Origin of the sequence: Halomarina ordinaria, assembly GCF_030553305.1 — an archaeon.
In the GTDB taxonomy this organism is placed as follows: Archaea; Halobacteriota; Halobacteria; order Halobacteriales; family Haloarculaceae; genus Halomarina; species Halomarina ordinaria.
This window is the reverse complement of record NZ_JARRAH010000001.1, coordinates 496354-519610: the sequence shown is the minus strand read 5'-3', so window position 1 is coordinate 519610 and position 23257 is coordinate 496354. Positions and strand designations below refer to the sequence as shown.

At 70.6% G+C, this 23257-nt stretch carries 29 protein-coding genes and 1 pseudogene; 15 read left to right on the top strand and 15 right to left on the bottom strand.

Features of this window, described 5'->3' with window-relative positions; translation table 11 throughout:
• Positions 1–55 precede the first annotated feature (55 nt).
• From P1Y20_RS02780 to P1Y20_RS02770, 3 genes are read right to left on the bottom strand one after another with little or no spacing between them, the layout of a single operon-like run.
• Entirely contained in the window at positions 56–1072 is a 1017-nt protein-coding gene (locus P1Y20_RS02780) for a D-2-hydroxyacid dehydrogenase (RefSeq protein WP_379736959.1), read from the bottom strand.
• Between the two features lie 50 nt (positions 1073–1122).
• Complete coding sequence (locus P1Y20_RS02775) at positions 1123–1653, bottom strand: hypothetical protein (protein ID WP_304447130.1); 531 nt, start codon at positions 1651–1653, stop codon at positions 1123–1125.
• Positions 1650–2024, bottom strand: coding sequence for a hypothetical protein (locus P1Y20_RS02770; protein WP_304447129.1), 375 nt, complete (start codon positions 2022–2024; stop codon positions 1650–1652). The genes P1Y20_RS02775 and P1Y20_RS02770 overlap by 4 nt, the downstream gene beginning before the upstream one ends.
• Before the next feature lie 162 nt (positions 2025–2186).
• On the opposite strand from P1Y20_RS02770, the gene P1Y20_RS02765 reads away from it, so the two are divergent.
• Both P1Y20_RS02765 and P1Y20_RS02760 read left to right on the top strand, forming a co-directional pair.
• Complete coding sequence (locus P1Y20_RS02765; protein WP_304447128.1) at positions 2187–3554, top strand: NAD(P)/FAD-dependent oxidoreductase; 1368 nt, start codon at positions 2187–2189, stop codon at positions 3552–3554.
• 515 nt (positions 3555–4069) lie between these two features.
• Positions 4070–4243, top strand: coding sequence for a DUF1059 domain-containing protein (locus P1Y20_RS02760; RefSeq protein WP_304447127.1), 174 nt, complete (start codon positions 4070–4072; stop codon positions 4241–4243).
• A 73-nt stretch (positions 4244–4316) separates the two neighbouring features.
• Here the strand turns inward: P1Y20_RS02760 and P1Y20_RS02755 are convergent.
• A pseudogene (locus tag P1Y20_RS02755) lies at positions 4317–5445 on the bottom strand (oxidoreductase).
• 94 nt (positions 5446–5539) lie between these two features.
• On the bottom strand, positions 5540–5965 hold the full coding sequence (locus P1Y20_RS02750; RefSeq protein ID WP_304447125.1) for a hypothetical protein: 426 nt from the start codon (positions 5963–5965) through the stop codon (positions 5540–5542).
• A gap of 131 nt (positions 5966–6096) precedes the next feature.
• On the opposite strand from P1Y20_RS02750, the gene P1Y20_RS02745 reads away from it, so the two are divergent.
• The 3 genes from P1Y20_RS02745 to hisD are packed head-to-tail and all read left to right on the top strand — an operon-like array spanning position 6097 to position 8352.
• Positions 6097–6306 (top strand): hypothetical protein, encoded by a 210-nt coding sequence (locus P1Y20_RS02745; RefSeq protein WP_304447124.1) that lies wholly within the window; start codon positions 6097–6099, stop codon positions 6304–6306.
• Between the two features lie 60 nt (positions 6307–6366).
• Positions 6367–7029 carry an ArsR/SmtB family transcription factor gene (locus tag P1Y20_RS02740; protein ID WP_304447123.1) on the top strand — a complete coding sequence of 221 codons (663 nt, stop codon included), beginning with the start codon at positions 6367–6369 and terminating at the stop codon, positions 7027–7029.
• Between the two features lie 45 nt (positions 7030–7074).
• Positions 7075–8352, top strand: a complete 1278-nt coding sequence (gene hisD, locus P1Y20_RS02735; RefSeq protein WP_304447122.1) for a histidinol dehydrogenase — start codon at positions 7075–7077, stop codon at positions 8350–8352.
• A gap of 6 nt (positions 8353–8358) precedes the next feature.
• On the opposite strand, the gene P1Y20_RS02730 is transcribed toward hisD, so the two are convergent.
• Complete coding sequence (locus P1Y20_RS02730) at positions 8359–8775, bottom strand: GNAT family N-acetyltransferase (protein ID WP_304447121.1); 417 nt, start codon at positions 8773–8775, stop codon at positions 8359–8361.
• Positions 8776–8897: 122 nt separating this feature from the next.
• On the opposite strand from P1Y20_RS02730, the gene P1Y20_RS02725 reads away from it, so the two are divergent.
• Both P1Y20_RS02725 and P1Y20_RS02720 read left to right on the top strand, forming a co-directional pair.
• Positions 8898–9257, top strand: a complete 360-nt coding sequence (locus P1Y20_RS02725) for a HesB/IscA family protein (protein ID WP_304447120.1) — start codon at positions 8898–8900, stop codon at positions 9255–9257.
• 208 nt (positions 9258–9465) lie between these two features.
• Positions 9466–10230 carry a mechanosensitive ion channel family protein gene (locus P1Y20_RS02720; RefSeq protein ID WP_304447119.1) on the top strand — a complete coding sequence of 255 codons (765 nt, stop codon included), beginning with the start codon at positions 9466–9468 and terminating at the stop codon, positions 10228–10230.
• 6 nt (positions 10231–10236) lie between these two features.
• On the opposite strand, the gene P1Y20_RS02715 is transcribed toward P1Y20_RS02720, so the two are convergent.
• From P1Y20_RS02715 to P1Y20_RS02690, 6 genes are all read right to left on the bottom strand, one after another.
• Positions 10237–10434, bottom strand: a complete 198-nt coding sequence (locus P1Y20_RS02715) for a dodecin (protein ID WP_304447118.1) — start codon at positions 10432–10434, stop codon at positions 10237–10239.
• A 68-nt stretch (positions 10435–10502) separates the two neighbouring features.
• Positions 10503–11165 (bottom strand): DUF2238 domain-containing protein, encoded by a 663-nt coding sequence (locus P1Y20_RS02710; RefSeq protein ID WP_304447117.1) that lies wholly within the window; start codon positions 11163–11165, stop codon positions 10503–10505.
• Entirely contained in the window at positions 11162–11749 is a 588-nt protein-coding gene (locus tag P1Y20_RS02705) for a hypothetical protein (protein ID WP_304447116.1), read from the bottom strand. The genes P1Y20_RS02710 and P1Y20_RS02705 overlap by 4 nt, the downstream gene beginning before the upstream one ends.
• A 59-nt stretch (positions 11750–11808) precedes the next feature.
• On the bottom strand, positions 11809–12735 hold the full coding sequence (locus tag P1Y20_RS02700) for a metal-dependent hydrolase (RefSeq protein WP_304447115.1): 927 nt from the start codon (positions 12733–12735) through the stop codon (positions 11809–11811).
• 119 nt (positions 12736–12854) lie between these two features.
• Positions 12855–13172: a DUF7116 family protein gene (locus P1Y20_RS02695; RefSeq protein ID WP_304447114.1), complete on the bottom strand. Its 318-nt coding sequence runs from the start codon at positions 13170–13172 to the stop codon at positions 12855–12857.
• 87 nt (positions 13173–13259) lie between these two features.
• Positions 13260–13499, bottom strand: coding sequence for a DUF5816 domain-containing protein (locus P1Y20_RS02690; protein WP_304447113.1), 240 nt, complete (start codon positions 13497–13499; stop codon positions 13260–13262).
• Positions 13500–13591: 92 nt separating this feature from the next.
• Between P1Y20_RS02690 and P1Y20_RS02685 the strand changes: the two genes are divergently transcribed.
• Both P1Y20_RS02685 and P1Y20_RS02680 read left to right on the top strand, forming a co-directional pair.
• Positions 13592–14932, top strand: a complete 1341-nt coding sequence (locus P1Y20_RS02685; RefSeq protein ID WP_304447112.1) for a bifunctional metallophosphatase/5'-nucleotidase — start codon at positions 13592–13594, stop codon at positions 14930–14932.
• A 34-nt stretch (positions 14933–14966) separates the two neighbouring features.
• Positions 14967–15365: a universal stress protein gene (locus P1Y20_RS02680; protein ID WP_304447111.1), complete on the top strand. Its 399-nt coding sequence runs from the start codon at positions 14967–14969 to the stop codon at positions 15363–15365.
• Here the strand turns inward: P1Y20_RS02680 and P1Y20_RS02675 are convergent.
• Positions 15362–16552, bottom strand: coding sequence for a mechanosensitive ion channel family protein (locus P1Y20_RS02675; protein ID WP_304447110.1), 1191 nt, complete (start codon positions 16550–16552; stop codon positions 15362–15364). The genes P1Y20_RS02680 and P1Y20_RS02675 overlap by 4 nt on opposite strands.
• 76 nt (positions 16553–16628) lie before the next feature.
• Between P1Y20_RS02675 and P1Y20_RS02670 the strand changes: the two genes are divergently transcribed.
• The 3 genes from P1Y20_RS02670 (at position 16629) to P1Y20_RS02660 (ending at position 18561) form a co-directional block, all read left to right on the top strand.
• Positions 16629–17369, top strand: a complete 741-nt coding sequence (locus tag P1Y20_RS02670) for a proteasome assembly chaperone family protein (protein ID WP_304447109.1) — start codon at positions 16629–16631, stop codon at positions 17367–17369.
• Positions 17370–17643: 274 nt separating this feature from the next.
• Positions 17644–17859, top strand: a complete 216-nt coding sequence (locus tag P1Y20_RS02665) for a DUF8106 domain-containing protein (RefSeq protein WP_304447108.1) — start codon at positions 17644–17646, stop codon at positions 17857–17859.
• A 30-nt stretch (positions 17860–17889) separates the two neighbouring features.
• Complete coding sequence (locus P1Y20_RS02660; protein WP_304447107.1) at positions 17890–18561, top strand: HAD family hydrolase; 672 nt, start codon at positions 17890–17892, stop codon at positions 18559–18561.
• Here the strand turns inward: P1Y20_RS02660 and P1Y20_RS02655 are convergent.
• The gene (locus P1Y20_RS02655; protein ID WP_304447106.1) at positions 18551–19384 is read right to left on the bottom strand and encodes an eIF2B alpha/beta/delta subunit family protein; all 834 of its coding nucleotides are present in this window, start codon (positions 19382–19384) and stop codon (positions 18551–18553) included. The two genes, P1Y20_RS02660 and P1Y20_RS02655, sit on opposite strands and share 11 nt — an antisense overlap.
• A 90-nt stretch (positions 19385–19474) precedes the next feature.
• Between P1Y20_RS02655 and P1Y20_RS02650 the strand changes: the two genes are divergently transcribed.
• Entirely contained in the window at positions 19475–19780 is a 306-nt protein-coding gene (locus P1Y20_RS02650; RefSeq protein WP_304447105.1) for a DUF7969 family protein, read from the top strand.
• A gap of 5 nt (positions 19781–19785) precedes the next feature.
• On the opposite strand, the gene P1Y20_RS02645 is transcribed toward P1Y20_RS02650, so the two are convergent.
• Positions 19786–20568 carry a DUF502 domain-containing protein gene (locus P1Y20_RS02645; RefSeq protein WP_304447104.1) on the bottom strand — a complete coding sequence of 261 codons (783 nt, stop codon included), beginning with the start codon at positions 20566–20568 and terminating at the stop codon, positions 19786–19788.
• An 85-nt stretch (positions 20569–20653) separates the two neighbouring features.
• On the opposite strand from P1Y20_RS02645, the gene P1Y20_RS02640 reads away from it, so the two are divergent.
• Both P1Y20_RS02640 and ggt read left to right on the top strand, forming a co-directional pair.
• Positions 20654–21145 (top strand): GNAT family N-acetyltransferase, encoded by a 492-nt coding sequence (locus P1Y20_RS02640; RefSeq protein WP_304447103.1) that lies wholly within the window; start codon positions 20654–20656, stop codon positions 21143–21145.
• Between the two features lie 236 nt (positions 21146–21381).
• On the top strand, positions 21382–23235 hold the full coding sequence (gene ggt, locus P1Y20_RS02635) for a gamma-glutamyltransferase (protein ID WP_304447102.1): 1854 nt from the start codon (positions 21382–21384) through the stop codon (positions 23233–23235).
• The last annotated feature ends 22 nt before the right edge of the window (positions 23236–23257 follow it).

The window sequence follows — 23257 nt, the reverse complement described above, 5'->3', positions numbered from 1 at the left end:
GAACGGAGAGTGACTGTCAGTCGTGAGTGTCGTCGTCCGAGGACGGCGGCGGGACTCAGGGGACGACCTGGTTGACCAGGTCCTCGTCCGCGTCCAGTCGGTCGACGTTCTCGGCGACGATGTCGGCGAGGCGGGCGTAGTACTGCGGGGTGTGGCCGCTGTTGTGCGGCGTGATGAACACGTTCTCGAACGTCCAGAGGACGTGCTCGGGCGGGAGGGGTTCGGGGTCGGTCACGTCGAGGGCGGCCCCGCGGACGTGGCTGCCCTGGAGCGCGTCGACCAGGTCGTCGGTGTCGACGACCGGTCCGCGGGCGACGTTCACGACGACGGCGTTCGGGGGGAGGGTGTCGAGCGCCGCCGCGTCGACGAGCCCCTCCGTCTCGTCGGTCAGCGGCACCGCGAGCACGAGGTAGTCCGTCCGGGCGAGGGCGTCGTGCAGGCGGTCGACCCCGAGCACCTCGTCGGTCGGGCCGCCCGCCTCCGGCGAGTTGCGCACGCCGATGGTGTGGACGCCGAAGCCCGACAACCGCTCGACGACGGCCGTCCCGATGGCGCCGAGGCCGACGACGGTGACGGTGCTCCCCTGCAACTCGTCGGCCTGGTAGTGGCGCCACTCGCGGCGGCCCTGGCGGCGCCACGCCTCGGGGAACCCGCGGACGAACGCGAGGATGGCCCCGACGACGTACTCGGCCATGTTCGGGCCGTGGACGCCCGAGGCGGTGGTGACGGCGACGCCGTGGTCGGCGAAGGCGTCGGTCGGCAGGTGGCCGTAGCCCGCGTAGCTACAGGCGAACAGGTCGAGGTCGTCCGCGTCCTCCAGCAGCGACGGGTCGAGGTGGTGACCGGTGACGACCGTCGCCTCGGGCACCAGGTCGCGTTCCTCCGCGGGCGTCCGCGCGACCCGGACGCGCGCGCCGGGCAGGCGCTCGCGGAGGTCGGTCGCGTAGTCGTCTATCGGCATCCCGTGGACGCCGCGGCGCAGGACGACGACGTCGTGGTCGCGGCCGCGGTCGGGGTCGGGGTCGGGGTCGGGGTCGGGGTCGGGGTCGGGGTCGTTCTCGCGTTCGCTCATGCGGCTACCGTCACCGTCCGGCCTCTTGAGTCGCCCCCTTCTCGACGACGTCACTCGGGGAGTAGCCGGGCGAGACGCTCGACCGGCCCGCCGCCGATGCCCGACCCACACTCGACGGTCACCCCTCGACCGACGCCCCACTCGGACACGGCGTCGGCGAGCGCGTCGAACTCGGGAACCTCGTGGAGTCGATAGGCGTGGCCCCGTCCCGTCGCGGGGGAGACGGCGACGCGGGGGCGACCGAGCCACCCCCCATCGTGGAGGGTGACGCGGTCGAGCGCCTCGGGGGCGTACCGCCGGACGGTGTCGGCCCGTCGGAGCACCGCCTCGGCCCCGCCCTCCTCGTAGGTGCGGCGGGCGTCCGCCGCCGCCCGGCGGTGTTCGCCGGTCCCGAGGCCGAACAGGGGCGTCAGATGACCGTACTCCGCGACGTAGAGGGCGTCGTCGGCGAAGAAGAGGTCCGCGAGGCGCAGGGGGAACGAGCCCGTCATCGCGAAGTGGACGTGACGGACCACCTCGACCGGGTCGTCGCGTCCGCCGGCGTCCCGCGTCGCACCGCCGTCAGCCGGCGTCCGGGTCACCGTCCGCGCCCCCCGCCGACGGCGAGTCGGGCGAACAGGACGCCGCCGCCGACGAACAGGACGCCGACGAGGAGGTCGGCCGTCGCCGCGAGGTAGCCGCCGAGTGCGACCCCCGCGACGGCACCGACGGCGGCGACGCGCGTGCCGAGCGCGTAGTCGGGTGTCGCGTCCCGGGGGTCGGTCGTCCCGCGCGCGCGTCGCTCGCCGGCGTAGGTGAGGAGCATCGTCCCGAGCGCGAGCGCCACGAGGACCGTCCGGAGGGGACCGGCGAGGACCACGTCGAACCCCCGGTCGAGGAGGGTCGGGAGGGCGGCGAGGAGGAGGCCTCCGGCGTAGACGGCCAGGCGGTGTGTCACGAGCGCGTCGAGCATAACGGGCGTGGAGAGAGCGCGGCGTCGAGCGGACAAAAACGTGCCCCTCGACGCGCGAGACGGGCTGAAAGGCACCGACGGCGGCGACACGCACGTGGTCGTGTCTTTCACGGGTGACGTACGAGTCACGTCGCTTAAGTCACTACGCGAGGGGGTAGGGATATGCACGAGGTAGACGTGGCCATCGTCGGCGGTGGCCCCGCAGGGTCCTCGGCCGCGCGGGCCGCCGCCGAGGAGGGAGCCGAGGCCGTCGTCCTGGAGAAGGGTGTCCCCCGCGCCGACCGGGACGGCCTCGGTCCCGACTCGACCGACGCCGCCGGTATCCTCGATTACTGGGTCGACATCATGGAGTTCACCCCCGACGAGATTCCCGAGTGGGTGAAGTGCCGGGAACTGCGGGGCGCCGAGTTCGCCGGCCCGAACGCCTCCATGCTCCTCCAGTCGACCGGTATCGAGTCCTCGTATCCGAACTTCGGGTTCACCATGCACCGCGCCCGGTTCGACGACTGGCTCAGGGAGCGCGCCGAGGACGCCGGCGCGGAGTACCGCGTCGGGGCGTCGGTCCGGTCGGTCGAGACGGACCACCGCGAGCGCTCGCACACCCTGATACTGCGCTCCGGTGAGGAGGTCCACGCCGACCACCTCGTCCTCGCCGACGGCCCCCAGCGCACCGTCACGAGTCAGGTGCTCGACCCGCTCCTCCCCGACGGCTCCCTCGAGAACCTCGCCTCCCGGCGGGCGAACCACATCGCCTACCAGGAGTACCGCGAGTTCCCGGAGGAGGTCTTCGAGGACGACGTCATCAAGTTCTGGTGGGGGCTCATGCCCGGGCACACCGCCTACCCGTGGGTGTTCCCCAACGACGGCACCGTCGCCCGCGTCGGCCTCACCATGCCCATCGGGATGGACCTCGACGCGGTCGAGGGCCGCGAGGAGTACGCCCTCCTGCGTCCGGAGGACGAGCGCATCCCGACGGGGACGGAGTACGTCCGGCGCCTCCTCGAGTACGAGTACGGCGGCCGCTTCGATATCGAGGAGGACTTCCCGCTCGTCGAGGACCGCGGCAAGCGCGCGGGCACCGAGACGTACCCCATCTCCTCGACGCGCCCCATCGACTCGCCGACGGCCGCCAACGTCGCCGTCGTCGGGGGCGCGATGGGCGCGACCAGCGCCTTCCACGAGGGCGGCGACCACGTCGCCGTCCGGACGGGGAAGATAGCGGGGCGACTGGCCGCCCTCGACGCGATGCGGGCGTACAACAGCGAGTGGAAGCGCGCCATCGGGAGCGAGGTGCGGCGCAACGTCGCGTTCGCCGACCTCGTCCGCGGGCACCGGCCGGCGGACTGGGACCGTACCTTCCGGACCGCGGACGCCATCGTCAACCGCGGCGGCGCCTACGGCTTCGGGACCCGCGACGCCGTCGGTGCGGGGGTCGCCGGCGTGAAACTGTACGGGCGGTACAAACTCCTCAAGCACTGCTACCGCGACGACCGCTACGTCCAGATACGCGAGCGCGACTACGCCGTCTGAACGGAGAGAAGGGCTTAACCCGCCGACGCGACTACCCCCACTGCGTGCCTCTAGTCCCCGCCCGAGTTCATCTCACGCGGATGCGATGACAGCGCGGAGAACCCGGGCACGCGACACACCGGCGGTTCACGCCGCCACCGAACGTCGTCGTCCTCTGGACGACGCACACGCCGGCTGACGCCGGCTCCGAAAGTCGTCGTGCAGCCGCACGACGCACACGCCCGGCACGAGGGTTTCCCGGCCGACGCGGCACGCCGCCACGGGATGAGGTCGGACGTTAGTGTTCCGGGCGACACGTTTCACGGGTACCACACTCACCGACCAGAGACGACAGTCGCCCCTCGAAGCGACCGGCCGCTCGCTCGGTACTCCCGACCCGGAGCCACCGCCGCGAGCGCGCCGGCGTGCAGGTGGTGCCCGGCGGTCACCCACTGCACGCGCGTCGACGGGTGCCGTGGCGTCATCGGATGCCTATCTACTCCTCGACCACGTACCTCGACGGGGGTGAGCCCACCATGACCGAAGCACGGAAACTCGACTGCGAGTCGGCAGTGGCCGACTGCCGGTTCATCATCCAGTCGGAGGACGAGGAGGAGGCGATAGCTCTGGCCAAGCGACACATGAAAGATGTCCACGGTCAGGAGTACACCGACGAGGAACTCCGCGAGGAACACCTGCAGGTAGTCTGAACGCGTCGACGCCCGGTTCGGCGGTGAGATCCGGCCCCGAATCGGGCCGGACCGGGCGACCCAAGGGGGTCGCTCAGTCGTCGGCCGGCGCGGCGTCCGCCGGAACCTCGTGGTCGGAGAGCGCCGCGCTCGGTGCGAGGAACGAGGCGGGGTCGAACGCCTCGAGGTCGTCGCCCGCCCGAACGCGGGCGGGCCAGTCGGGGTTGGCGAGCGCGCTCGTCCCGAGCGTGAGGAGGTCGGCGCCGGCCTCGACGGTCGCACGGGCGGCCTGCGGGTCGCCGAGGCCGCCGTTGGCGACGACGACGGTCCCCCCCCTCGACGGCCGCGGCCGCCGCCTCCGCGAGCGTCGGTCCCTCGTCGCCGAACGCCGGTTCCGTTATCGCGGGTTCGGTGACGTGGAGGTAGTCCGCGTCGGCCGAGAGCGCCTCGAAGAAGACCTCCGCGGCGCGCTCGCCCTCCACCCACCGGTAGTCGTCGTCGGTCACCTTCGTCTGGGAGACGCGGACGCCGACGACGAAGTCCTCGGGGACGGCGTCTGCGACGGCGGCCAGCACCTCGGCCGGGTAGCGCACCCGGTCCTCGGGGTCGCCGCCGTACTCGTCGTCGCGCCGGTTGGCGTCGCTCGCGAGGAACTCGTTGAGGAGGTAGCCGTTGGCGGCGTGGAGTTCGACGCCGTCGAAGCCGGCCTCGTGGGCGTTCAGTGCGGCGTCGACGAACCCCTCGCGGGCCGCGTCGAGGTCCTCGGTCGTGGCCTCGTTCGGGACGGGGAACGCGCCGCTGCCGCCGTAAGCCTCGGCCATCTCTCCGGCCGGGCGAATCGACGAGGGCGCGAGCGTCTCGCCGTCGTCGACGTGGGGGTTGCCCTGGGCCTGCGCGCCGGCGTGCATCAACTGGGCGAACACGGGTGTGTCGGCGTCGTGGACGGCCGCGGTGACCGGCTCCCACGCCCGGACCTGCTCGTCGGTGACGAGACCGGGCTGGTTCAGGTAGCCCTGGCTGTACTCGTCGTCGGTGTAGACGCCCTCCGTGAGCAGGAAGGAGAAGCCGCCCTCGGCGAACTTCCGGTAGTAGCGCGCCATCTCCTCGGTCGCGCGCCCGTCGTCGGTGGCGCTCACCCGCGTCATCGGCGCGAGTCCGACCCGGTTGTCGAGCGTCAGTCCGTCGAGCGCCGTCCGGTCGAACAGCACGTCGGTGTCGGTCATGACTGGAACTGGGGCCCTGACGGAAAAGTAGCCCCGGCGGGTTGACCGCGGGGTCACACGTCCGGGGCGGTACCAATCGACACGGGAAACGGGCCTAGTCGTCGCGACAGCCGCCGTCCAGTTCCGGTTCGCCGTCCTCGACGAACGCCTCGACGAGGTAGTCCCGGCACTCGGTCGGGTCCCACGTCTGGCCGCGCTGTGCGGCGTCCGTCTCCACGCTCACCTCGGCCCGGTCCCCCGCCGGGCGGAAGGTCGCCACCATCTCGACGTCGTCGTTCGAGCGGGCGGGCAGTCGCCCGGAGAACTCGTTCGTCGCGCTCTCGCCCCGACGGACCACGACGCGGTAGGCGCGCTCGGTGTCGTCGCGGTTTCGCAGCCGGACGGTGACCGTCGCCTCTTCGGGGGACGAGTTGCCGTCGCCGGTACAGCCGGCCAGCGCGGCTCCGAGGCCGACGCCCACCAGCGCGACGAAGCGTCGTCGCGTCCCGAGACTCCCTCCCTCCCCGTCGGTTCCGACCATGCGCTCCGGTACGGCGGGCGGAACATAACGGTGGGTGACGTCTCGCGGGCCCCGAGGTGACGCGACGGGTCGTCGCGTACAGAGCGCCGCGGGTCGCTGGACGTTTGTACTCCGGCGACCGACTCCCGTGCGTGCGGTACCAGACCTACGGGCGACTCGCGGCGCTGGCGTTCGCGCTGGTCCTCGTGAGCTTCGTCATCCTCGGGTTCACGCGCGGGTTCGTCGGCTTCCGGACGGCGCGCCTGCTCGCGGCGCCGACGACGCTCCTCGCGTTCGTCCTCGTTTGCTTTCTCTTCGTGCGCGCCGTCCTCTCGTACCTCGGTCTCGCCCGACTGGAGTGAGTCAAAGGTGGGTTTGATACATCAGAAAAGCCTTAGCCACGACGGAGAGACGGGGAGACGATGAGCCTGTTGCCGCTCCGCGAGTCCCCGACGCGCGAACCGGGCGAGCCACGGATGGTCGGCCTGGACGGCGAGCGGGCGGACGAGCTGTTCGACGTGCTCTCCTCGGCGACGACGCGAGAGGTCCTCTCGCGGCTCTACGACCAGCCGGCGACGCCGGCCGACCTCCGCGACGCGACCGGCACCTCCCTCCAGAACGTCCACTACCACCTGGGGAAACTCGACGACGCCGGCCTCATCGAGGCGGCCGGCGTCGGCTACTCCGAGCGCGGCACCGAGATGACGGTCTACGCGCCGACCAGCGAGGCCGTCGTCCTCTTCGCCGGCCGGGACGAGGACGGGTCGCGTCTGCGCTCGCTGCTCGCACGCCTGTTCGGCGTCGTCCTCGCGCTCGGCGTCGCCACGCTCCTCCTGCGACAGTTCCTCTACGGCGCGATACTCCCCGACGGGACCGGCGGCGACGCGACGGCGCCCGAGTCCGAGGCCGGAGGTGGGGGCGGCCCCGGTGTCGCGACCGACAGCGGGGGCGGCGCCACCGGGTCGGCCGACGCCGCCCAGACCACGGCGGAGGCCGCGGCCGCCCTCGACCCGGCGCTCGCGTTCTTCCTCGGGGGACTGTTCGCCCTCGCCGTCGTCGGCGTCCTCTGGTACGCGACGCGCTGACGCGGGTCAGCAACCGTTTTCCGCACCCCTTCCGAAGCCGCGGGTATGAACGTCAGACGCGTCGCGGACCTCGGTCCGGCCGACCGTCGCGCGCTCTTCGAGCGCGACGCGGGGGTCGACGCGGCCAGCGAAACCGCCCGCGACATCGTCGAGCGCGTCCGGACGGAAGGGGACGTCGCCCTCCGGGAGTACACGAGCGAGTTCGACGGCGTCGAGGTGGGGAACCTCGACATCACCGACGAGGCCGAACGCGCCGCCGAGACGGTGGACCCCGACCTGCGCGACCACATCGAGACGGCCGCGGCGAACGTCCGCGAGTTCCACGAGGCGCAACTGCCCGATGACTGGCGCCGCGAGTTCTCCCCCGGCCGGGAACTCGGGCGGCGGTTCCGCCCCATCGAGCGCGTCGGCGTGTACGTCCCCGGCGGGGCGGCCGCCTACCCCTCCAGCGCGCTGATGGGCGTCGTCCCCGCCGTCGTCGCGGGCGTCGAACACGTCGCCGTCGTCACTCCGCCGGCCGAGGAACTGAACGACGCGACGCTCGCCGCCATCAACCTCGCCGGCGCGGACGCCGTCTACCAGGTCGGCGGCGCGCAGGCCATCGCCGCGCTCGCCTACGGCACCGAGACCGTCTCGAGCGTCGAGAAGGTGGTCGGGCCGGGCAACCGCTTCGTCACCGCCGCGAAGGCCGAGGTGCGCGGCGACGTCGCCATCGACTTCCTCGCGGGGCCGAGCGAGGTGCTCGTCCTCGCCGACGGGGACGCGAACCCCCGGTACGTGGCGGCCGAACTCGTCGCGCAGGCCGAACACGACGCGAACGCCTCCGTCGTCGCCGTCACCGACGACGAGGACCTGGCCGAGGCCGTCCGCGAGGAAGTCGACCGACAGGCCGGGGAGCGCGAGCGCAGCGACGTCGTCCGCGAGGCGCTCTCGAACGAGGCGAGCGGCGTCTTCCACGCCCGGTCGATGCCCGAGGCCGTGCTGTTCGCCGAGGAGTACGCCGCCGAGCACCTGGTCGTCCTGGCGGACGACGACGAGGCGCTCCTCGACCGCATCAGCAACGCCGGGAGCGTCTTCCTCGGGCCACACACCCCCGTCGCGGCCGGCGACTACGCCAGCGGGACGAACCACGTCCTCCCGACCAACGGGGGCGCGCGGGTGTTCGGCGGCCTCTCCGTCGAGACGTTCCTGCGCTCGACGACCGTCCAGCGCCTCTCGGAGTCCGGCCTCGCGGACCTCCGGAACACCGTCACGACGCTCGCGCGCGCCGAGGGCCTCGAAGCCCACGCCGCGAGCGTCGAGGTGCGCTTCGAGGAGGAGTAGGCCCGTTCACAGCCGCCGCTCGTACACGCTGCCCCACGCCTCGTAGCCGTGGGCCTCGTAGAACCGCTCCGCGCCGTCGTTTCCCGCGCGGACCGCGAACGCGACGAGGTCGCAGTCCCGCTCGCGGGCCCACTCCTCGACGAACCCGAGCAGGCGCGCGCCGTGACCCTCCCCCCGGCGGTCGGCGTCGACCACGAGGTCGGAGAGCCAGACGTGGCGCTCGTGGTGGAGCACCGGGCGCACGGAGGCGCCGGCGACGCCGACGAGCGTCCCGTCGGCGAACCGGCCGAAGAGGTGGTAGGCGTCGTCGTCGAGGAACCCGCGGATGCGGTCCTCCTCGACGTCTGAGAAGAGCTGTGCGAGGAGCGAGCACGCCGCGCGACGGTCGCTCTCGGCGGTCAGTTCGCGGGTGGTCGTCGTCACGGGTGAGCTTCGACGTCGCGGGACAAGCACGCGTCGATGACGCGACCGTCGTGTCGAATCGGTCGGGGGGCGGACGTCGCATCGGCGTCAGGGTTAACCTCCTCGGGGCGAGACTGTGAGGTATGAGTAGCACGACCGCACACGCGGACGCGTCCGTGGAGGTGACGACGGGGGCCGCAGAGCAGGCGCTCTCGTTGCTCGAACAGGAGGGGCTCGACACCGACGAGGCTGGACTCCGCCTGTTCGTCCAGCAGGGCGGCTGTGCGGGACTCTCCTACGGGATGCGCTTCGACGACACACCGGAACCGGACGACACCATCTCCGAACACCACGGCCTGCGCGTGTTCGTCGACCCGGCGAGCATGCGCTACATCGACGGGAGCGTCCTCGACTTCGAGGGCGGCCTGCAGGGCGCGGGCTTCCACGTCGAGAACCCGAACACCGTCAGCGAGTGCGGATGCGGCGAGTCCTTCCGGACGTAGTCGCCCACCGCCCACCGCCCGTTCTCCTCCGTTCCTCGACCCACGGCCGTCTCGCTCCCACGGCCAGAGTACGGTCCCGGCGTCGTCGCACTCCCGGTCGCGTGTCACTCCGAAGAAATCGACATTCGTAGTGTCATAGTACGTTTCAGGCACCACTTGCAGATGTCTGCCGGCAGTTTTTACAGCTAAGTGTCGAACGTCGGGTGCGATGTTCCAAACACTCTCGACAGCAATCGCACGCTCCTCACGGAGCGTCGCGTTTCAGGCACAGACCGTCCCGGAGTTCCTCCAGGAGACGGTCTCGCAGGTGCTCGCGTTCCTCCCGCGGCTCGTGGGAGCGATACTCATCCTCCTTGTCGGCTGGGTCGTCGGCCGGGTCGTCGCCGCCGTCATCCGCCGGCTGGCCGACGCCGTCGACATCGACGACCGCGCCCGGGACACCCCGGTCGCCTCGATGGCGGGGCCGGGCGGCGTCGACCGCGCGCTGGGGAAGATCGGCGCGTACTACGTCTACTTCCTCGCGGTCCTCGCGGCGGCCGACGCGCTGGCCATCGACGTGCTCTCGGCGTACGTCAGCGAGGCCGCGACGTACCTGCCCGCGTTCATCGCCGGGCTCGTCATCCTCGTCCTCGGGTTCATCGTGGCCGACTTCGTCGCGGACGTCATCCAACGCGCCGAGGGCGTCGCGGAGACGGCGTACGCGCGGGCGTTCGCCACGGGGGTGCGCCTGTTCCTCTACTTCACCGTCCTCGTCATCGCGCTGAGTACGATGGGCGTCGACGTGAGAATCCTCTACATCCTGGCGCGCGCGGTCGCCTACGGCTTCGGCGCGGCCATCGCCATCGGTGTCGGCCTCGCGCTCGGCCTCGGCGGGCGCGACTACGTCGCCGACAACGTCGACCGGTGGTTCCGACGCGCTCGGGAGGGGTCGCCGCGGATGAGCGACGAACCGACCTCCGGGGCCGACGACTGACCGGCCTTACTCTATCTTGAACGCGACTTCGACTTCGGCCTGATACTCGCGGTCGTCGACGCTCGCTATCTCGACGCCGAACTCCTTGACCTCGACCCAGTGGACGTTGTCGAGGGTCTCGTCGGCGCGCTCGATGGCGTCGTCGACGGCGTCGTCGAAGCTCTCGTCGCTGCTCCCGATGAGGGTTATCTTCTTGTATACCATCGCGGCGGGTTCCTACTCCCGGCGCGGGCATAAGTGTGCACGCGCCAGCAGGTCCTGCCGTCTCCGGCCTACTCCGCCTCGCGGGCCGTCAGCCGGAGGCTCAGCGCGTCGGCGACGTCGGTGAGGTGGGCGGTTCCCCAGAGCGCGACGATGACCCCGCCGATGGTGTTGAACACGAGGTCGAGCATGGTGTCTTCGAGACCGTACTGCGTGAGGACGGGGTCACCGCCGAGCATGGCAGCCGCCTCCGCGATGAGGAACTCGACCACCTCCCAGAGGACGCCGAAGGCGATGACGAACAGGAGGAGGTACACGAACATGAACGGGCCGGGGAAGTGGTTGCTGTCGGAGTGGAGTTCGAGCGCCCGGGCCGTCGAGTAGCCGGCGGCGGCGACGACCGACGACGACAGCGTGTGCGTGAGGTGGTCCCACCACCACACCGACTGGTAGGGCGTCGACGCCGTCCCGGGGAGACCGACGGTACCGAACGCGTGCAGGAACACCGCCGTGGTTATCCACAGGGTCAGGCCCGCGTCCATCGGGAGGCGGAGGTCCCGTTCGAGCAGCGACGGCAGGCGCGTCACCGCGAGTGCGACGGTCGTGTTGACGACGATGCCGGTCTTCCCGCGTTCGAGACCGATGAAGAACATGCCGATGAGACCGAGTTCCATCAGCCGCACCAGCTGGCGCTGGCGCCGCTCGCTGATATCGAGGACGTCGCGCAGCCTCACGGCTGCACCTCCAGTCGGTCGGACGCCCTGGCGTACCGGCGGAAGTACCCGTCGAAGACGACGCCCGCGATGACCCCCGCGGCGGTCGAGGCGATGAACTCGAACATGAGCGCGCGCTCGTCGAGGTCGAAGCCGGTGCCGAGGTAGATGTCGGCGCTCCAGCGCGTGACGGCCCAGACGCCGGCGGTGGCCATCGTCACCACGACGACGAAGAACACCGCGAACGAGTGGCTCATCTCGACGGGCGTGAACACGTGCAGTTCGACGGCGATGATGAGCGCGATGGCCGCCACCGAGAGGTAGGTCGCGACCCCCCCGAGGCTCGCCGGCCCGAAGGGACGGGCCAGCAGTGGGAGCGCCGCGAGCAGTACGACCTCCCAGGGGAGCATGGCGCGCACCGAGCGCAGGCGCACCGCCGGGAGCACCGCCACGAGCGCGACGAGCGCCGCGAACCCCGCCCACAGCGGGTCGCCGTCGAGGGCGTTTCGCACCGCGACGAGGGCGACCACGACGACGAGCGCCCACGCCAACCCGGCGTTCAGGCGGGCGTCCCGCAGGACGCGTCCGATGTCGCTCGTTTCCATGTCCGGGACAGAAACACCGAAAGGATAGAAGCTTTCCCCAGTGCGTCCCGTCGTCCGGTTTACAGGACGGCGAGGTAGCTCGCGGTGTAGGCGAGCGCGCCGAGCGAGACGGTGGCCAGCGCCGTCACGACGGTGGCGACGAGGCGCTCACGCCGGCCCCGACGGACCACGTGCGGCGCGCAGCCGACGACGCCGACCCCGAGGATGCCGAAGACGAACGGGTACGAGAGGTCGAGCGTCGGCGCGGGCACCGCGAGCACCGCCCCCGCGTAGGCGAGGCCGAACGCCGCCCACGGGTGGACCGCGTCGCGGGTCCGGCGCTCGGTCAGGTGGAGGTACGCGACCACGCCCGCCCACAGCGCCAGCAACTCGACGCCCATCGCCCCGAGCAGGTGGAGCGTCGGGTCGCCCGCCAGCGCCACGTAGCCGTCGAAGACAGGTACGTCGAGCGGGTAGAACAGCGCCGGGGGCCCGCCGGTGAAGAGGTCGCCGAACGGGTGGGTCAGCAGGCCGGCGAGCGCCGCGGCGAGCACCGCGCTCGGCGAGAGGTCGAGGTGCCGGGCACCTGCGACGAGGAGGACGCCGCCGGCGACGAACGCCCCCATCACGAGCGCCCCGAGGCCGCCGCTCTCCGCGGCGCCGACGGCGACGAGCGCGACGAGGAGCGTCGAACCGAGCGCGCGCCGGGCGCGGTCCGTCGAGCGCCACGCCGCGAAGCCGACGGCGGCGACGCTCCCCACGACCAGCGAGTGGGTCATCGAGCGGTGGACGACGGCGCTGGCGTCCCAGAACCCCTGCGCGAGCCCGACCAGCGAGTCGGCGCCGGCGAGGAGACCGACCGGTGCGTAGAGCATGTCGACGTCCGGGAGGAAGCCGAACCCGGCGGCGAGGAGACCGACGGCGAGCGCGCGCTCGCGCGACCACCCGACGCGGCGGGCGGCGAGGGCGACGAGGGCGAACGCCACGAGACCGTGCCCCACGAACATACCGTCGTCTATCGCGTGCAGGGACAAAAGGCGTTCGTGGCACCCGCTGACGCGCGTCCGTGGGCGGCGGGCGCGCGTGGGGCGCGTGGAGTGGAGCGGTCTCTCCTACGGGACCGGTCTCAGGACGGGAGCGCCTGACTGCTCTGTGGGTGGAGGACGTCGTAGGCTCCGTCCTCGGCGACGCTCACGACGGCCCAGTCGTAGTCCGGGCCGCGGTCGAGCAACCGTTCGCGCAGTCGTGACGCGCGGTCCTCGCTCGCGACGAAACAGCGGAGGTCGACGTCCTCGGTGACCTCCGACGGGTCGTCGGTCGTGACGTAGACGATGCGCCACTTGCGCTCGGCTCTCAGTTCCGACCCGAGGTCGGTCACCGTGTAGCCGAGACCGGTGAATATCTCGCGCGCTTCCTCGAGTAGCGGCTTGTTAACGACCCCCATTCGTTTGCGGGTTGTATGCGACGGCTCTTAATCTTTGTCACGAATTGGCACGAACTCACCGCGGAGAGACGTACCGACTGCGGGAAACTACTCGTGGGCCGCGTCCCACTCCTCGGCCTTGTGGAAGTTGCGACACTGGTTGCACTGGATGCGGCCCATCGCGTCGACGGCGTTGTCGAACGTCTCGCAGTTCGTACAGAAGAACCCCCAGCGGCGCTCGCCGTCCTCGGTGCGGTAGACGGCGAGGAAGGGCGCTTTCGACCCGCGCTCCGGTTCCGTCCGGTCGACGTAGAGCGTCGTCCCGTCGGGGTGCGTACGTGCCTCCATGCCCTCCCCTCCACGCGCCGGCCCTAATACTCCGACGGTCGGGTCGACGTGTGGTCGACACGGCTTTGTGCCGGCGCCGCGCGCCTCCGACGATGCCGCGGCTACTCCACTACTCGGACATCGAGGGGGTCTACGACGACCCCGACCGCCTCGCCCGCCTCGCCGGGCGTATCGAGGACCTGCGCGGACCGGACGCGCTCGTCGTCGGGACCGGCGACGACACCGCTCCCGGGGTCCTCCCGCTGGTCGCGCGGGGGCGCCAGTCGGTCGCGTTCTTCGAGGCGGTCCGTCCGGACGCGGAGACCTTCGGCAACCACGACTTCGACTACGGCCTCGACGCCACGCGCGCGGTCGTCCGGGCGTCGCCCCAGCGCTGGCTGAGCGCCAACGTCCGCGACGGCGACCGTCCCTTCGGCCACGAGGAGGGCGTCACCGCCTCGACGGTCCTCGAGACGGCCGACGCGCGCGTCGGCCTCGTCGGCGTCACCGACCCGCTGACCCGCGAGATGAGTCCGCGCGCCAACGGCCTGACGTTCGAGGACCCCCTCGCGGCCGTCGAGCGCGAACTCGCCGCACTCCGGGGAGCGGGCGCGGACTACCTCGTCGTCCTCTCGCACCTCGGGGGGATGGACGACGCCCTCGCGGAGCGCGTCGACGTCGACGCCGTCCTCGGGGGCCACCTCCACGTCCCGCGTCTCGAGCGCGTCGCGGGCACCGTCTGTACGCGTCCGGGAGCGAACGGCCACGCCGTCGTCGAGGTGGACCTCGCCGCCGGGACGGCCACCCGCCACGCCGTCGACGGCGCGACGCCCGACGCCGACCTCCGCGAGTACTTCGAGACCCGACGGCGCGAGGCGGGGCTCTCGCAGGTGGTCGGACACGTCGAGCGACCCATCGAGCGCACGCGGTCGCACCGCTACGACGGGGAGAGTCGCATCGGGAACTTCGTCGCCGACGCCTACCGCTGGGCGACGGACGCCGACTGCGCGCTCCACAACAGCGGCGGCATCCGCGAGGGACCGCCGCTCGCCGGCGACGTCACGGTGGCCGACCTGGCGAGCGTCGTCCCCTTCGACGGACCCGTCGCGCTGGCGCGGGTGACGGGCGCGGAACTCCGGGCGCTCTGTCGCGAGGCGCACAGCCACGCCCACGGGGAGTCGCGCTGGCTGGCGCACGTCAGCGGGTTGCGCGTGCGCTACGACCGCGACGCGAGCGAGGTGCTCGACCTGCGAGTCGGCGGCGAGTTGGTGGACGACGACCGCACCTACCGGCTGGCGACGAACGCCTATCTCACGGTGGCGGCCCACGAGTTCCCGACGCTCACGCCCGCCCACTGCGTCGGGTCGGCGGCGGTCCAGTACGAGGTACTCGCGGACTACGCCCGCGCGACCGGTATCGACCCCGAACGCGAGGGACGCGTCGAACTCCGATGAAAAAGTTGAGAGGGGTGCACGGAGAAGCGAACGCATGACGCAGGTCGTCGTTCCCGTCCGCTATCCGCTGTCGGAGCACTCCGAGGCGACGCTCCGTGAGGGGGTCAACGTCGCCCGCGACCGGGACGCCGACCTCACCATCCTCCACGTCAACCTCTACCAGAACGGCGGGACGGTGACGCGGCGGGAACTCAAGCGCGACGTGGAGTCGCTGCTCGGTCCCCTGCCAAGCGCGCGCTACCTCGTCCGCTCGGGGTTCCTGGTCGAGGAGACCATCCTCGACGAGGTGGCGGCCGAGAACGCGGACGTGGTCGTCATCGGGCGCAAGCAGGCCAGTCGCTGGCAGCGCATGATTCGACAACTGATGGACGACCCGGACGTCGAGCGCTACCTCCGGCGGAGCCTCGACTGCGAGGTCGTCACGGTCGGCTAGGTCGAGGGGTCGTCGCTCCGGGCGTCCCCCCGGCCGTTGGGGTTCGCGTCCGAGGTGCCCCGACGGTCGCCGTCCGCCACTCGACCGCCCGGCCCTCCCTCGCCGACCGCCACGTCGAGGTGACCGCTCGTCTCGTCGAAGACGAGGTGCGAGTGGGGGTACGGGAACGTCATGTCGACGTCGTCCTGTCGGTCCCAGACGCGCTCCAGTATCTTCGAGCGGGCGGTGAGCAACTTGTAGGGCTCTTTCACCCAGAACCGGAGCGTCAACAGGACGCCGTGGTCGGCGAAGTCGTTGACGTAACACGTCGGCGCGGCGGGGTAGCGAGCGCTCCCGATGCGGATGTCGGGGCCGCCGTCGATGACGACGTCGACGTCCCGGGCGGCGTTCTCGAGGAGACGACGGGCCGCCTCGACGTCGTCCTCGTAGCTGACGGTGACGTCGAGGCGCAGGCGCGTGCGGGGGTCCTCCGCGGAGTAGTTGACCACGTCGCGGTCGCGTATCGAGCCGTTCGGGATGGTGACGAACGTATTGTCGAGGGTGAATATCTTCGTGTAGCGGAGCGTGACGTCCTCGACGAACCCGTGGACGTCCTGGTCGACGATCTCGACCATGTCGCCCACCTCGTAGGGCTGGTCCGCGAGCACGAAGATGCCGCTGATGTAGCTGCCGACGATGGGCGCGAGGATGACACCGACCACGGCCGTGAACACCGTCACCGAGAGGACGATGTCGCCGAGTTGGACCTCGTAGACGGTCAACACGGTCGTGAACCCGAAGAACATCACCACGAGGCGAATCAGCCGAAGGACGGTCCGGGAGACGCTGGGGCGACGGAAGCGCCGGGCGATGCGCCGGCCCAGCAGGCGGTTGATGACCTTCGAGGCGTACCACGCCAGGACCATGATGACCACCGCGAGGACGAACTTCGAGACGGCGTCGGCCAGCCCGACGGGGAGCCACTGCGCGAGGAACTCCCCGAGGGCGTTGGCCGTCTCCGCGGCGGTGTTGTTCTCCGGCGTCGTCGCGCCGGCCTCGCCGTCGATGCGCGGCCCCCACGTGCTCTCGTTGGCCGACTCGTTCGTCGCCCCGCCCCCACCGGTCGTCCCGTTGGCCGACTCGTTCGTCGCGTCGGCTGGTCCGTCCGCCGACGCGTTCGACCCGTTCGTCCCGTCCTGTGCCGCCATTACCGGAGTCTCTGGCGACGCGGGAAAAAGGGTTCCGACCCGCGAGACTAAGGCACAACACGGCACACACTACCGCATGTCGTTCGACCCGTCCGGCCGAGCTCGCTTCGACGTGACACACGACAGCGCCCCGACGGAGACGCTGCTCTGTGGCTTCTCGGAGTTCGGGCTGGCCGGCCTCACCGCCGCCGACTACCTCGTCAAGCAACTCGACCTGACCGAGACGGGCCACGTCACTACCGCCGAGTTACCACCCATCACCCCGTTCAGCGGCGGGAAACCACGTCACCACACGCGGCTGTTCTCCCGCGACGACCTCGACCTGACGGTCCTCGTGGGCGAACTGTTCATCCCGCTCCCGATGGCGACGTCGTTCGCCGACGCCGTCCTCGACTGGGCCGAGGGCGCGGTCGGTGAGGTGGCCGTCCTCTCCGGTATCCCCGTCACCCACGGCCCCGACGAACACCGGACGTTCTACATCGCCACCCAGGACTACCACGAGCGTCGGCTGGAGGGCGTCGACCTCCCACCGATGGGCGGAGGGTTCCTCGAGGGCGTCAACGGCGCGCTGATGCAGCGGGGCCTCGACGCCGACCTGCGCGCCGCCGTCTTCGCCACGCCCGCCCACGCACAGACACCCGACGTGACCGCCGCGCTCCGCCTCCTCGACGCCGTCGAACGCGTCTACGGTCTCGACGTCGACACCGGGCCGCTGGAGTCGTTCGCCGACGAGGTCAAACACCACTACGCGGAACTCGCCGCCCGGATGCAGTCGGCCGAGGAGCACCGCCAGCCGGAAGACCGGATGTACATGTAGCGTCCGCCGACCCGCGCCGCCGGCGACGTGCCTCGACACTCCTCGACACTCCTCGACACCGCTCGACTCCTTCCCCATGTACCTTGCCCCGACTCGCTCCACCCTCACCTCGTGAACGCGGCCCGCGGGACGGTGTATCAGTGCACATCCGTTTGGAATAGCTGCGAAATACCATGATAAACAACCAGCGGTAAATTCTATAACGGTTGTTTTAGCCACTTTTCGGCGGCTCGACCCACCAAGCATTTACCGCCACACATCCTATCTGAAATCGATGAGTTCCACGAACGCACACCACGGCGCGGGTGACGGGCGCCGGCCGAAGATGACGCTGTTCTGTCCGACGTGCGGCCACGAGGGCAGCGCGGGCGCCGACGGCGACTGGCACCTCGTCGAACGCGACGGCCGCGGGGAACGACGCATCGCCTACGAGTGCCCGGTCTGCGGGGGCGTCGTCGCCGCCCACCGGGTCCTCCCCTGGAGCCGGTAGACCCTTCCGCCCCCCACGAGACGGCCCGCCATGGACGCGGTGTTCTTCGACATGGACGGCGTCGTCGTCGACTCCGAACGTTACTGGGTTCCCGCCGAGCGCGACCGTATCTTCCCGGCCACCGTCGAGGAGTCGGTCGACCCTCACGACGTCACGGGCCTCAACGTCCAGGACCTCTACGACCACCTCGACGAGGAGTACACGGTCCTCGTCGACCGCGAGGCGTTCGTCGCGCGCTACGACGAGACGGCGACAGAGGTGTACACCGAGCGCGCCGCACTCATGGAGGGGTTCGACGAGGCCGTCGCGGCCGCCCGCGAGCACGACGCGGCCGTCGGCCTCGTCTCGTCGTCGCCCCGGCGGTGGATTCGACTGGTCCTCGACCGGTTCGACCTCGCGGACACCTTCGACGCGGTAGCGAGCGCGGAGGACGTCGAGCGCGGCAAGCCCGACCCGGCGGTCTACCTGCGGGCGGCCGACGACCTCGACGTCGACCCCACCCGGTCGGTGGCCGTCGAGGACTCCGCCAACGGGGCGCGGGCGGCCCGGGCGGCGGGAATGGCCGTCGTCGGGTTCGGGGCGTACGAACACGCGCCCGAGAGCGCCGACGCGACGGCGAGCGACGGCGGGGACCTCCGTCGGCTGTTCGCGAACGGCGTCGGCGTGGAAGACGGAGGCGTGGAGGAGGGTCTCAGTCGGTGACGACCCCGTCGACGAGGTGCATCGGCGTGGCGTCGTAGGCGGGGTTCTCGATGCGGAACCCCTCGGCGGGTTCGCGCATCACCTCGCTCGGCGACCGGACCTCGTTCTCGAAGACGAACCCGCTCTCGATGAGCTTCGCGCGCGATCCGACGACGGTGACGGGGACGTCGAGTTCGTTCGCCACCGCCGCGATGGGAAAGGTGCCGACGCGGTTGTAGAGGCTGTCGCCGACGATGCAGTCCATCCCGATGACGACGCGGTCGCACTCGGGGAGGACACAGCCGACGGCGCTGTCGACCAGCAGGTGGGGGTCGACGCGGTCCAGTTCGGCGAGCGTGCGCGCGGTCTTCCGGCCGAGGTAGCGCGGGCGCGCCTCGGTGACGTAGACCGTGAGGTGGACGCCGTCCTGGACGGCGAGTTCGATGGCCTCGAGCACCGTCGAGGAGTAGTCGTGCGTGAGCACCGTCGTGCCGTCCTCAAGCAGGGCGGCGCCGCGCTCGGCGGCGCGGTGTTTCGCCGTCTCGACCTGTTCGACGACGCGTTCGGCGGCCTCGCGGGTGAGCGTCTTCGCCTCCTCGACCGTATCGGGGTCGGCGTCGGTGACGGTGCTGACGATGTCACGCTGGGTGGTGTGGAGGGAGGCGTGGGAGGGGTTCGCCCGGCGGAGGGCGCTGCTGTTGCGTTCGAGGTCGCGGACGAACTCCTCGACGGTGGCGACGTCGCGTTCGGTGAGCGACGCGAGCGCACGTGCGGCCTTCACCGCGACGACCGACGAGCTGTGGGTCTGCATCTCGCGTATCTCCTCGACCGTCTCGTCTATCATACGTAAGCGGTCGCCGCATTCGGGCAAAGAGCTTCTGGGTGGGCGGACCGGACGGACGGGGTTTTGCCCCCGGAGGGCCTATTCGAAGCCATGACCGTACCCGTTCGCTACGTCTGTCCCCGGTGCGGCGCGGTGGCCACGCTCGACCGCGCGGCGCGACTGGCCGACAAGTGCGTCACGCCGGACCCGCTCGACGGCTGGACCTACGCCGCCGCCCACGACGACTTCGAGGACGCCGACGGCGTCGAGGTGGTGTGCGGTGCCGCGGAGACCGACGGCGAGGGTTGCGGCCGGCTCTACTACCTCAGTTTCGTGAAGTACGAGTCGGGGCGCGAACTCGACCCCGCGCGGCCGCTCGACCCGGCGGACGCGCCGAACTTCCGGTTCCGCCCGTAGTCTCGCTACTCCCCGTCGTGGGGTGACTCGCCGTCGGTCCCCGTCCCGGGGGGGTCCTGCACGTCGAGCGAGCGCAGGCGCTCGGGCGACAGTTTCCGGTCGCTCTCCTCCCCGTTGACCGTCACGCCGCTGGTGACGATGGACTGGACGCCCTCCTCGACGGTCATGTCGACGTCGAGCACTCGCTCGCGCGAGACGTGTAGCACGAATCCGCCCATCACCGGGTTGGGCGCCATCGGCATGAACAGCGTCACCATGTCGTCGTGGCCCGCGATGGTCTCGACGTTCTCGGGGGTGTCCGCGGTGACGAACGCCACCGTGTAGGAGCCTTCCGTGGGGAACTCGACGAGCTTCACGTCCTGGAAGCTCTCGACGTCGCTCTCGACGACCACCTCACTCATCTGTCGAAAGCCGGTGTACAACGAGCCGATACCGGGGACGCGCTCGATGCTGCGGTCGATGGCGTCGGTGAGTCGCCCGCCCGTCGGGTGCGTCTCCGCGACGATACCGACCGCCAGCAGGAGGACGAGGAACGCTACCACCGCGAGACCCTTGATGACCCACCCCGCGACGTCGGGTTGTTCCTCGACGTAGCCGAACCCGATGACCGCGACGGTCACCAGCGGGTCGAGCAACCCCGAGAGGAAGTCCAGCGCGAACGCGAGGACCAGCAACGTCGCGAACAGCGGTATCGTCAGCGCGGCACCCGTGATGAACCACTGCTTCAGCAGGCTCCGAAACGACGGTCCCGCGCCCTCGCTCTCGTGCGAGAACTTCCCCGATTCCATACCCCGGCAAACACGACCGTCATATAAATGCGGTTGGATTCACCCCCGGTGGAATTATATCGGTGAGGGGCCGTACGGTGTGGTAGTGAGCGTCAACGTCGACACGCGCGTCGTCCCGCCGGGGAGCGACGACTACGTGGATGCCGCGTGGGACCTCAAAGAGGGGATACGACGGTCGGAAGGGGTCCTGAAACAACAGCGTGGCTTCTTCGTCGACGCCTACCGACGCTCGACGGTCTACTGTTACATCGCTCAGGGCCCCTCGGAGGAGGGGGAACTCATCGCCTTCGCCTCAACGCGCCGGGACGGCTACATCCTCTTTCTCGCGGTCGCCCCCGAGTTCCGAAGCGACGGCTACGGCAAACGGCTCGTCGCCACGGTCGCCGAACACCACCAGTCGGTGACCTGCCACGCCCGGACGACGAACCACAACGCCCTCGACTTCTACGAACACCTCGGGTTCGAGATACAGCGACGCATCAACGGCTACTACGAGGACGGCGGCGACGCCTACTACCTCCGCCTCGGCGACGACGCCAGCCTCCGGGAGAAACTCTCGCGGTTCATCGGGTTCTGACGTGACCGGCCGACACTGTCGTCAGTGACTACGTTCTCCCCGCGAGTACTCCGGCCCCGTAACGTCCCCTCGACGTTCCGCCTCGCCGCTAGTTGCTCACATCGGTTCGCCCCTGCTCTCTCTCACACCGACGACTGAACGGTTCCCGGTAGCCTCAAACAACTCTGACTCTCGATTTAAATAATAAATATCTATTCAAAAAATATTATCCCGAGAGACGTTGTTCGAAACGTGTCATGCCAACGCAGGACGAAAGCGAGGCGCGCTCCGAGCGGCGACAGGCCGACGAACCGACTGCGGACGGACCGCGAACCGACGGGGGGACCCGGCGCCGGACGTTCCTCAAGGGGTCGGCGGCAGCGCTCGGCGCGACAGCCCTGCCGGCGGGCGCCGCGGCCGCGACGGGACGCGACCGCCCGACGCCGGCGGACGTACCCGTCGCCCGGAGCGAGGAGGGGATGGTCTCGTCGCTGCACCCGCAGGCGACGGCCGCCGGCGCGGAGGTACTCCGGTCGGGCGGCAACGCCATCGACGCGGCCGTGGCGGTCCAGTTCGCGCTGAACGTCGTCCAGCCGCACACCTGCGGCATCGGCGGCGGCGGGTTCATGGTCGTCTACGTGGCCGAGGAGGACGAACTGTACGCGGTCGACAACCGCGAGCGCGCGCCGTTCGGCGCCGACCCCGAGATGTTCCTCGACGACGACGGCGAGGCCCTCCCCTTCCAGGAGCGCCGCACCAGCGGGAACTCGGTGGGGGTCCCCGGGACGCTCCGGGCGGCCGACGTGGCGCTCAAGCGCTACGGGACGATGGACCTCGCGCCCCTCGTCGAGCCGGCCATCGGCCTCGCGGGCGAGGACGGCCCCGACGTGCACGTCGACGCGCCGCTGGCCGAGGCCATCGCCGGCAACGCGGAGGTGTTCAACGACGCCGCGAGCGAGGTGTTCGCCCCCGACGGCCACCCGCTCGAGGAGGGCGACACCCTCGTCCAGCCCGACCTCGCACACACCTTCCGGACCATCCGCGACGAGGGCATCGGACCGTTCTACAAGGGCGACATCGCGACGGCGCTCGCCGAGACGGTCCAGGAGGCGGGCGGCACCATGACGCCGGCCGACCTCGCACGTTACAACGTCACCATCGACCACCCGGAGTACGCGGAGTTCCGCGACGTCACGGTCAGAACGCAGTCGCTGCCCAGTTCGGGCGGCCTGACCATCGGACAGATACTCAAACTGGTCGAACCGTTCGACCTGGGCGAGCGCGGGCGGTACTCGCCCGAGACGTACGAGATACTGCTGGAGGCGTTCGGCCTCGCGTTCGCCGACCGCGGTGCGTACATGGGCGACAAGGCGTTCGTCGACGCCCCGTGGCAGGGACTGTTCGACGAGGAGTACCTCGAGACGCGACGCGCCCACATCAGCCCCGACCGACACGCGCTCGACACGCTCGAACCGGGGAACCCGTGGGACTACCAGCCCGGCGAACCCTACCGCGTCACCCCTGTCGGTCCCACCGGGGAGCGCGGGCCGACGCGGGACAGTGGGCAGACGACGCACTTCACCACCGCCGACAGCGAGGGCAACCTCGTCTCCTGGACCAGCACCATCGAGCAGTTCTTCGGCTCCGGGCTGATGGTGCCGGAGTACGGCTTCATGCTGAACAACGAGATAACGGACTTCGACGCGGTGCCCGGCGGGCCGAACGAGGTCCAGCCGTGGAAGCGGCCGCTCAGTTCGACCAGCCCGACCATCGTGTTCCGTGACGGGAAGCCGCTGATGACCGTCGGCTCGCCCGGCGGCCCGACCATCATCACGACGGTGGCACAGGTCCTCCTCAACGTCGTCGAGTTCGGCCTCGGCCTCCGGCAGGCCATCGCGGCACCGCGCGTCTACAAGGCTGCCGGCGACACGATACTGTACGAGGCGGGCCTCCCTCGCGGCACCCGGACCGTGCTCTCGCGCGCCGGCTTCGAGTTCGCCGACGAGGCGACGCGTCTCGGCAACGTGCAGGTCATCTACGTCGACCCCGACAGCGGCGAGTACGTCGGCGTCGCCGACCCGCGACGGGAGGGGGCCGTCGAGGGTATCTGACGACCGAACCCGACGGGTTCTT

Coding starts and splice junctions, on each gene's coding strand:
- P1Y20_RS02690 (WP_304447113.1), bottom strand. CDS start 13,499: ATGGAGGCACGTACGCACCCCGACGGGACGACGCTCTACGTCGACCGG.
- P1Y20_RS02715 (WP_304447118.1), bottom strand. CDS start 10,434: ATGGTATACAAGAAGATAACCCTCATCGGGAGCAGCGACGAGAGCTTC.
- P1Y20_RS02685 (WP_304447112.1), top strand. CDS start 13,592: ATGCCGCGGCTACTCCACTACTCGGACATCGAGGGGGTCTACGACGAC.
- hisD (WP_304447122.1), top strand. CDS start 7,075: ATGAACGTCAGACGCGTCGCGGACCTCGGTCCGGCCGACCGTCGCGCG.
- P1Y20_RS02680 (WP_304447111.1), top strand. CDS start 14,967: ATGACGCAGGTCGTCGTTCCCGTCCGCTATCCGCTGTCGGAGCACTCC.
- P1Y20_RS02750 (WP_304447125.1), bottom strand. CDS start 5,965: ATGGTCGGAACCGACGGGGAGGGAGGGAGTCTCGGGACGCGACGACGC.
- P1Y20_RS02670 (WP_304447109.1), top strand. CDS start 16,629: ATGTCGTTCGACCCGTCCGGCCGAGCTCGCTTCGACGTGACACACGAC.
- P1Y20_RS02675 (WP_304447110.1), bottom strand. CDS start 16,552: ATGGCGGCACAGGACGGGACGAACGGGTCGAACGCGTCGGCGGACGGA.
- P1Y20_RS02780 (WP_379736959.1), bottom strand. CDS start 1,072: ATGAGCGAACGCGAGAACGACCCCGACCCCGACCCCGACCCCGACCCC.
- P1Y20_RS02765 (WP_304447128.1), top strand. CDS start 2,187: ATGCACGAGGTAGACGTGGCCATCGTCGGCGGTGGCCCCGCAGGGTCC.
- P1Y20_RS02740 (WP_304447123.1), top strand. CDS start 6,367: ATGAGCCTGTTGCCGCTCCGCGAGTCCCCGACGCGCGAACCGGGCGAG.
- ggt (WP_304447102.1), top strand. CDS start 21,382: ATGCCAACGCAGGACGAAAGCGAGGCGCGCTCCGAGCGGCGACAGGCC.
- P1Y20_RS02725 (WP_304447120.1), top strand. CDS start 8,898: ATGAGTAGCACGACCGCACACGCGGACGCGTCCGTGGAGGTGACGACG.
- P1Y20_RS02645 (WP_304447104.1), bottom strand. CDS start 20,568: ATGGAATCGGGGAAGTTCTCGCACGAGAGCGAGGGCGCGGGACCGTCG.
- P1Y20_RS02720 (WP_304447119.1), top strand. CDS start 9,466: ATGTTCCAAACACTCTCGACAGCAATCGCACGCTCCTCACGGAGCGTC.
- P1Y20_RS02700 (WP_304447115.1), bottom strand. CDS start 12,735: ATGTTCGTGGGGCACGGTCTCGTGGCGTTCGCCCTCGTCGCCCTCGCC.
- P1Y20_RS02660 (WP_304447107.1), top strand. CDS start 17,890: ATGGACGCGGTGTTCTTCGACATGGACGGCGTCGTCGTCGACTCCGAA.
- P1Y20_RS02650 (WP_304447105.1), top strand. CDS start 19,475: ATGACCGTACCCGTTCGCTACGTCTGTCCCCGGTGCGGCGCGGTGGCC.
- P1Y20_RS02695 (WP_304447114.1), bottom strand. CDS start 13,172: ATGGGGGTCGTTAACAAGCCGCTACTCGAGGAAGCGCGCGAGATATTC.
- P1Y20_RS02760 (WP_304447127.1), top strand. CDS start 4,070: ATGACCGAAGCACGGAAACTCGACTGCGAGTCGGCAGTGGCCGACTGC.
- P1Y20_RS02655 (WP_304447106.1), bottom strand. CDS start 19,384: ATGATAGACGAGACGGTCGAGGAGATACGCGAGATGCAGACCCACAGC.
- P1Y20_RS02705 (WP_304447116.1), bottom strand. CDS start 11,749: ATGGAAACGAGCGACATCGGACGCGTCCTGCGGGACGCCCGCCTGAAC.
- P1Y20_RS02665 (WP_304447108.1), top strand. CDS start 17,644: ATGAGTTCCACGAACGCACACCACGGCGCGGGTGACGGGCGCCGGCCG.
- P1Y20_RS02770 (WP_304447129.1), bottom strand. CDS start 2,024: ATGCTCGACGCGCTCGTGACACACCGCCTGGCCGTCTACGCCGGAGGC.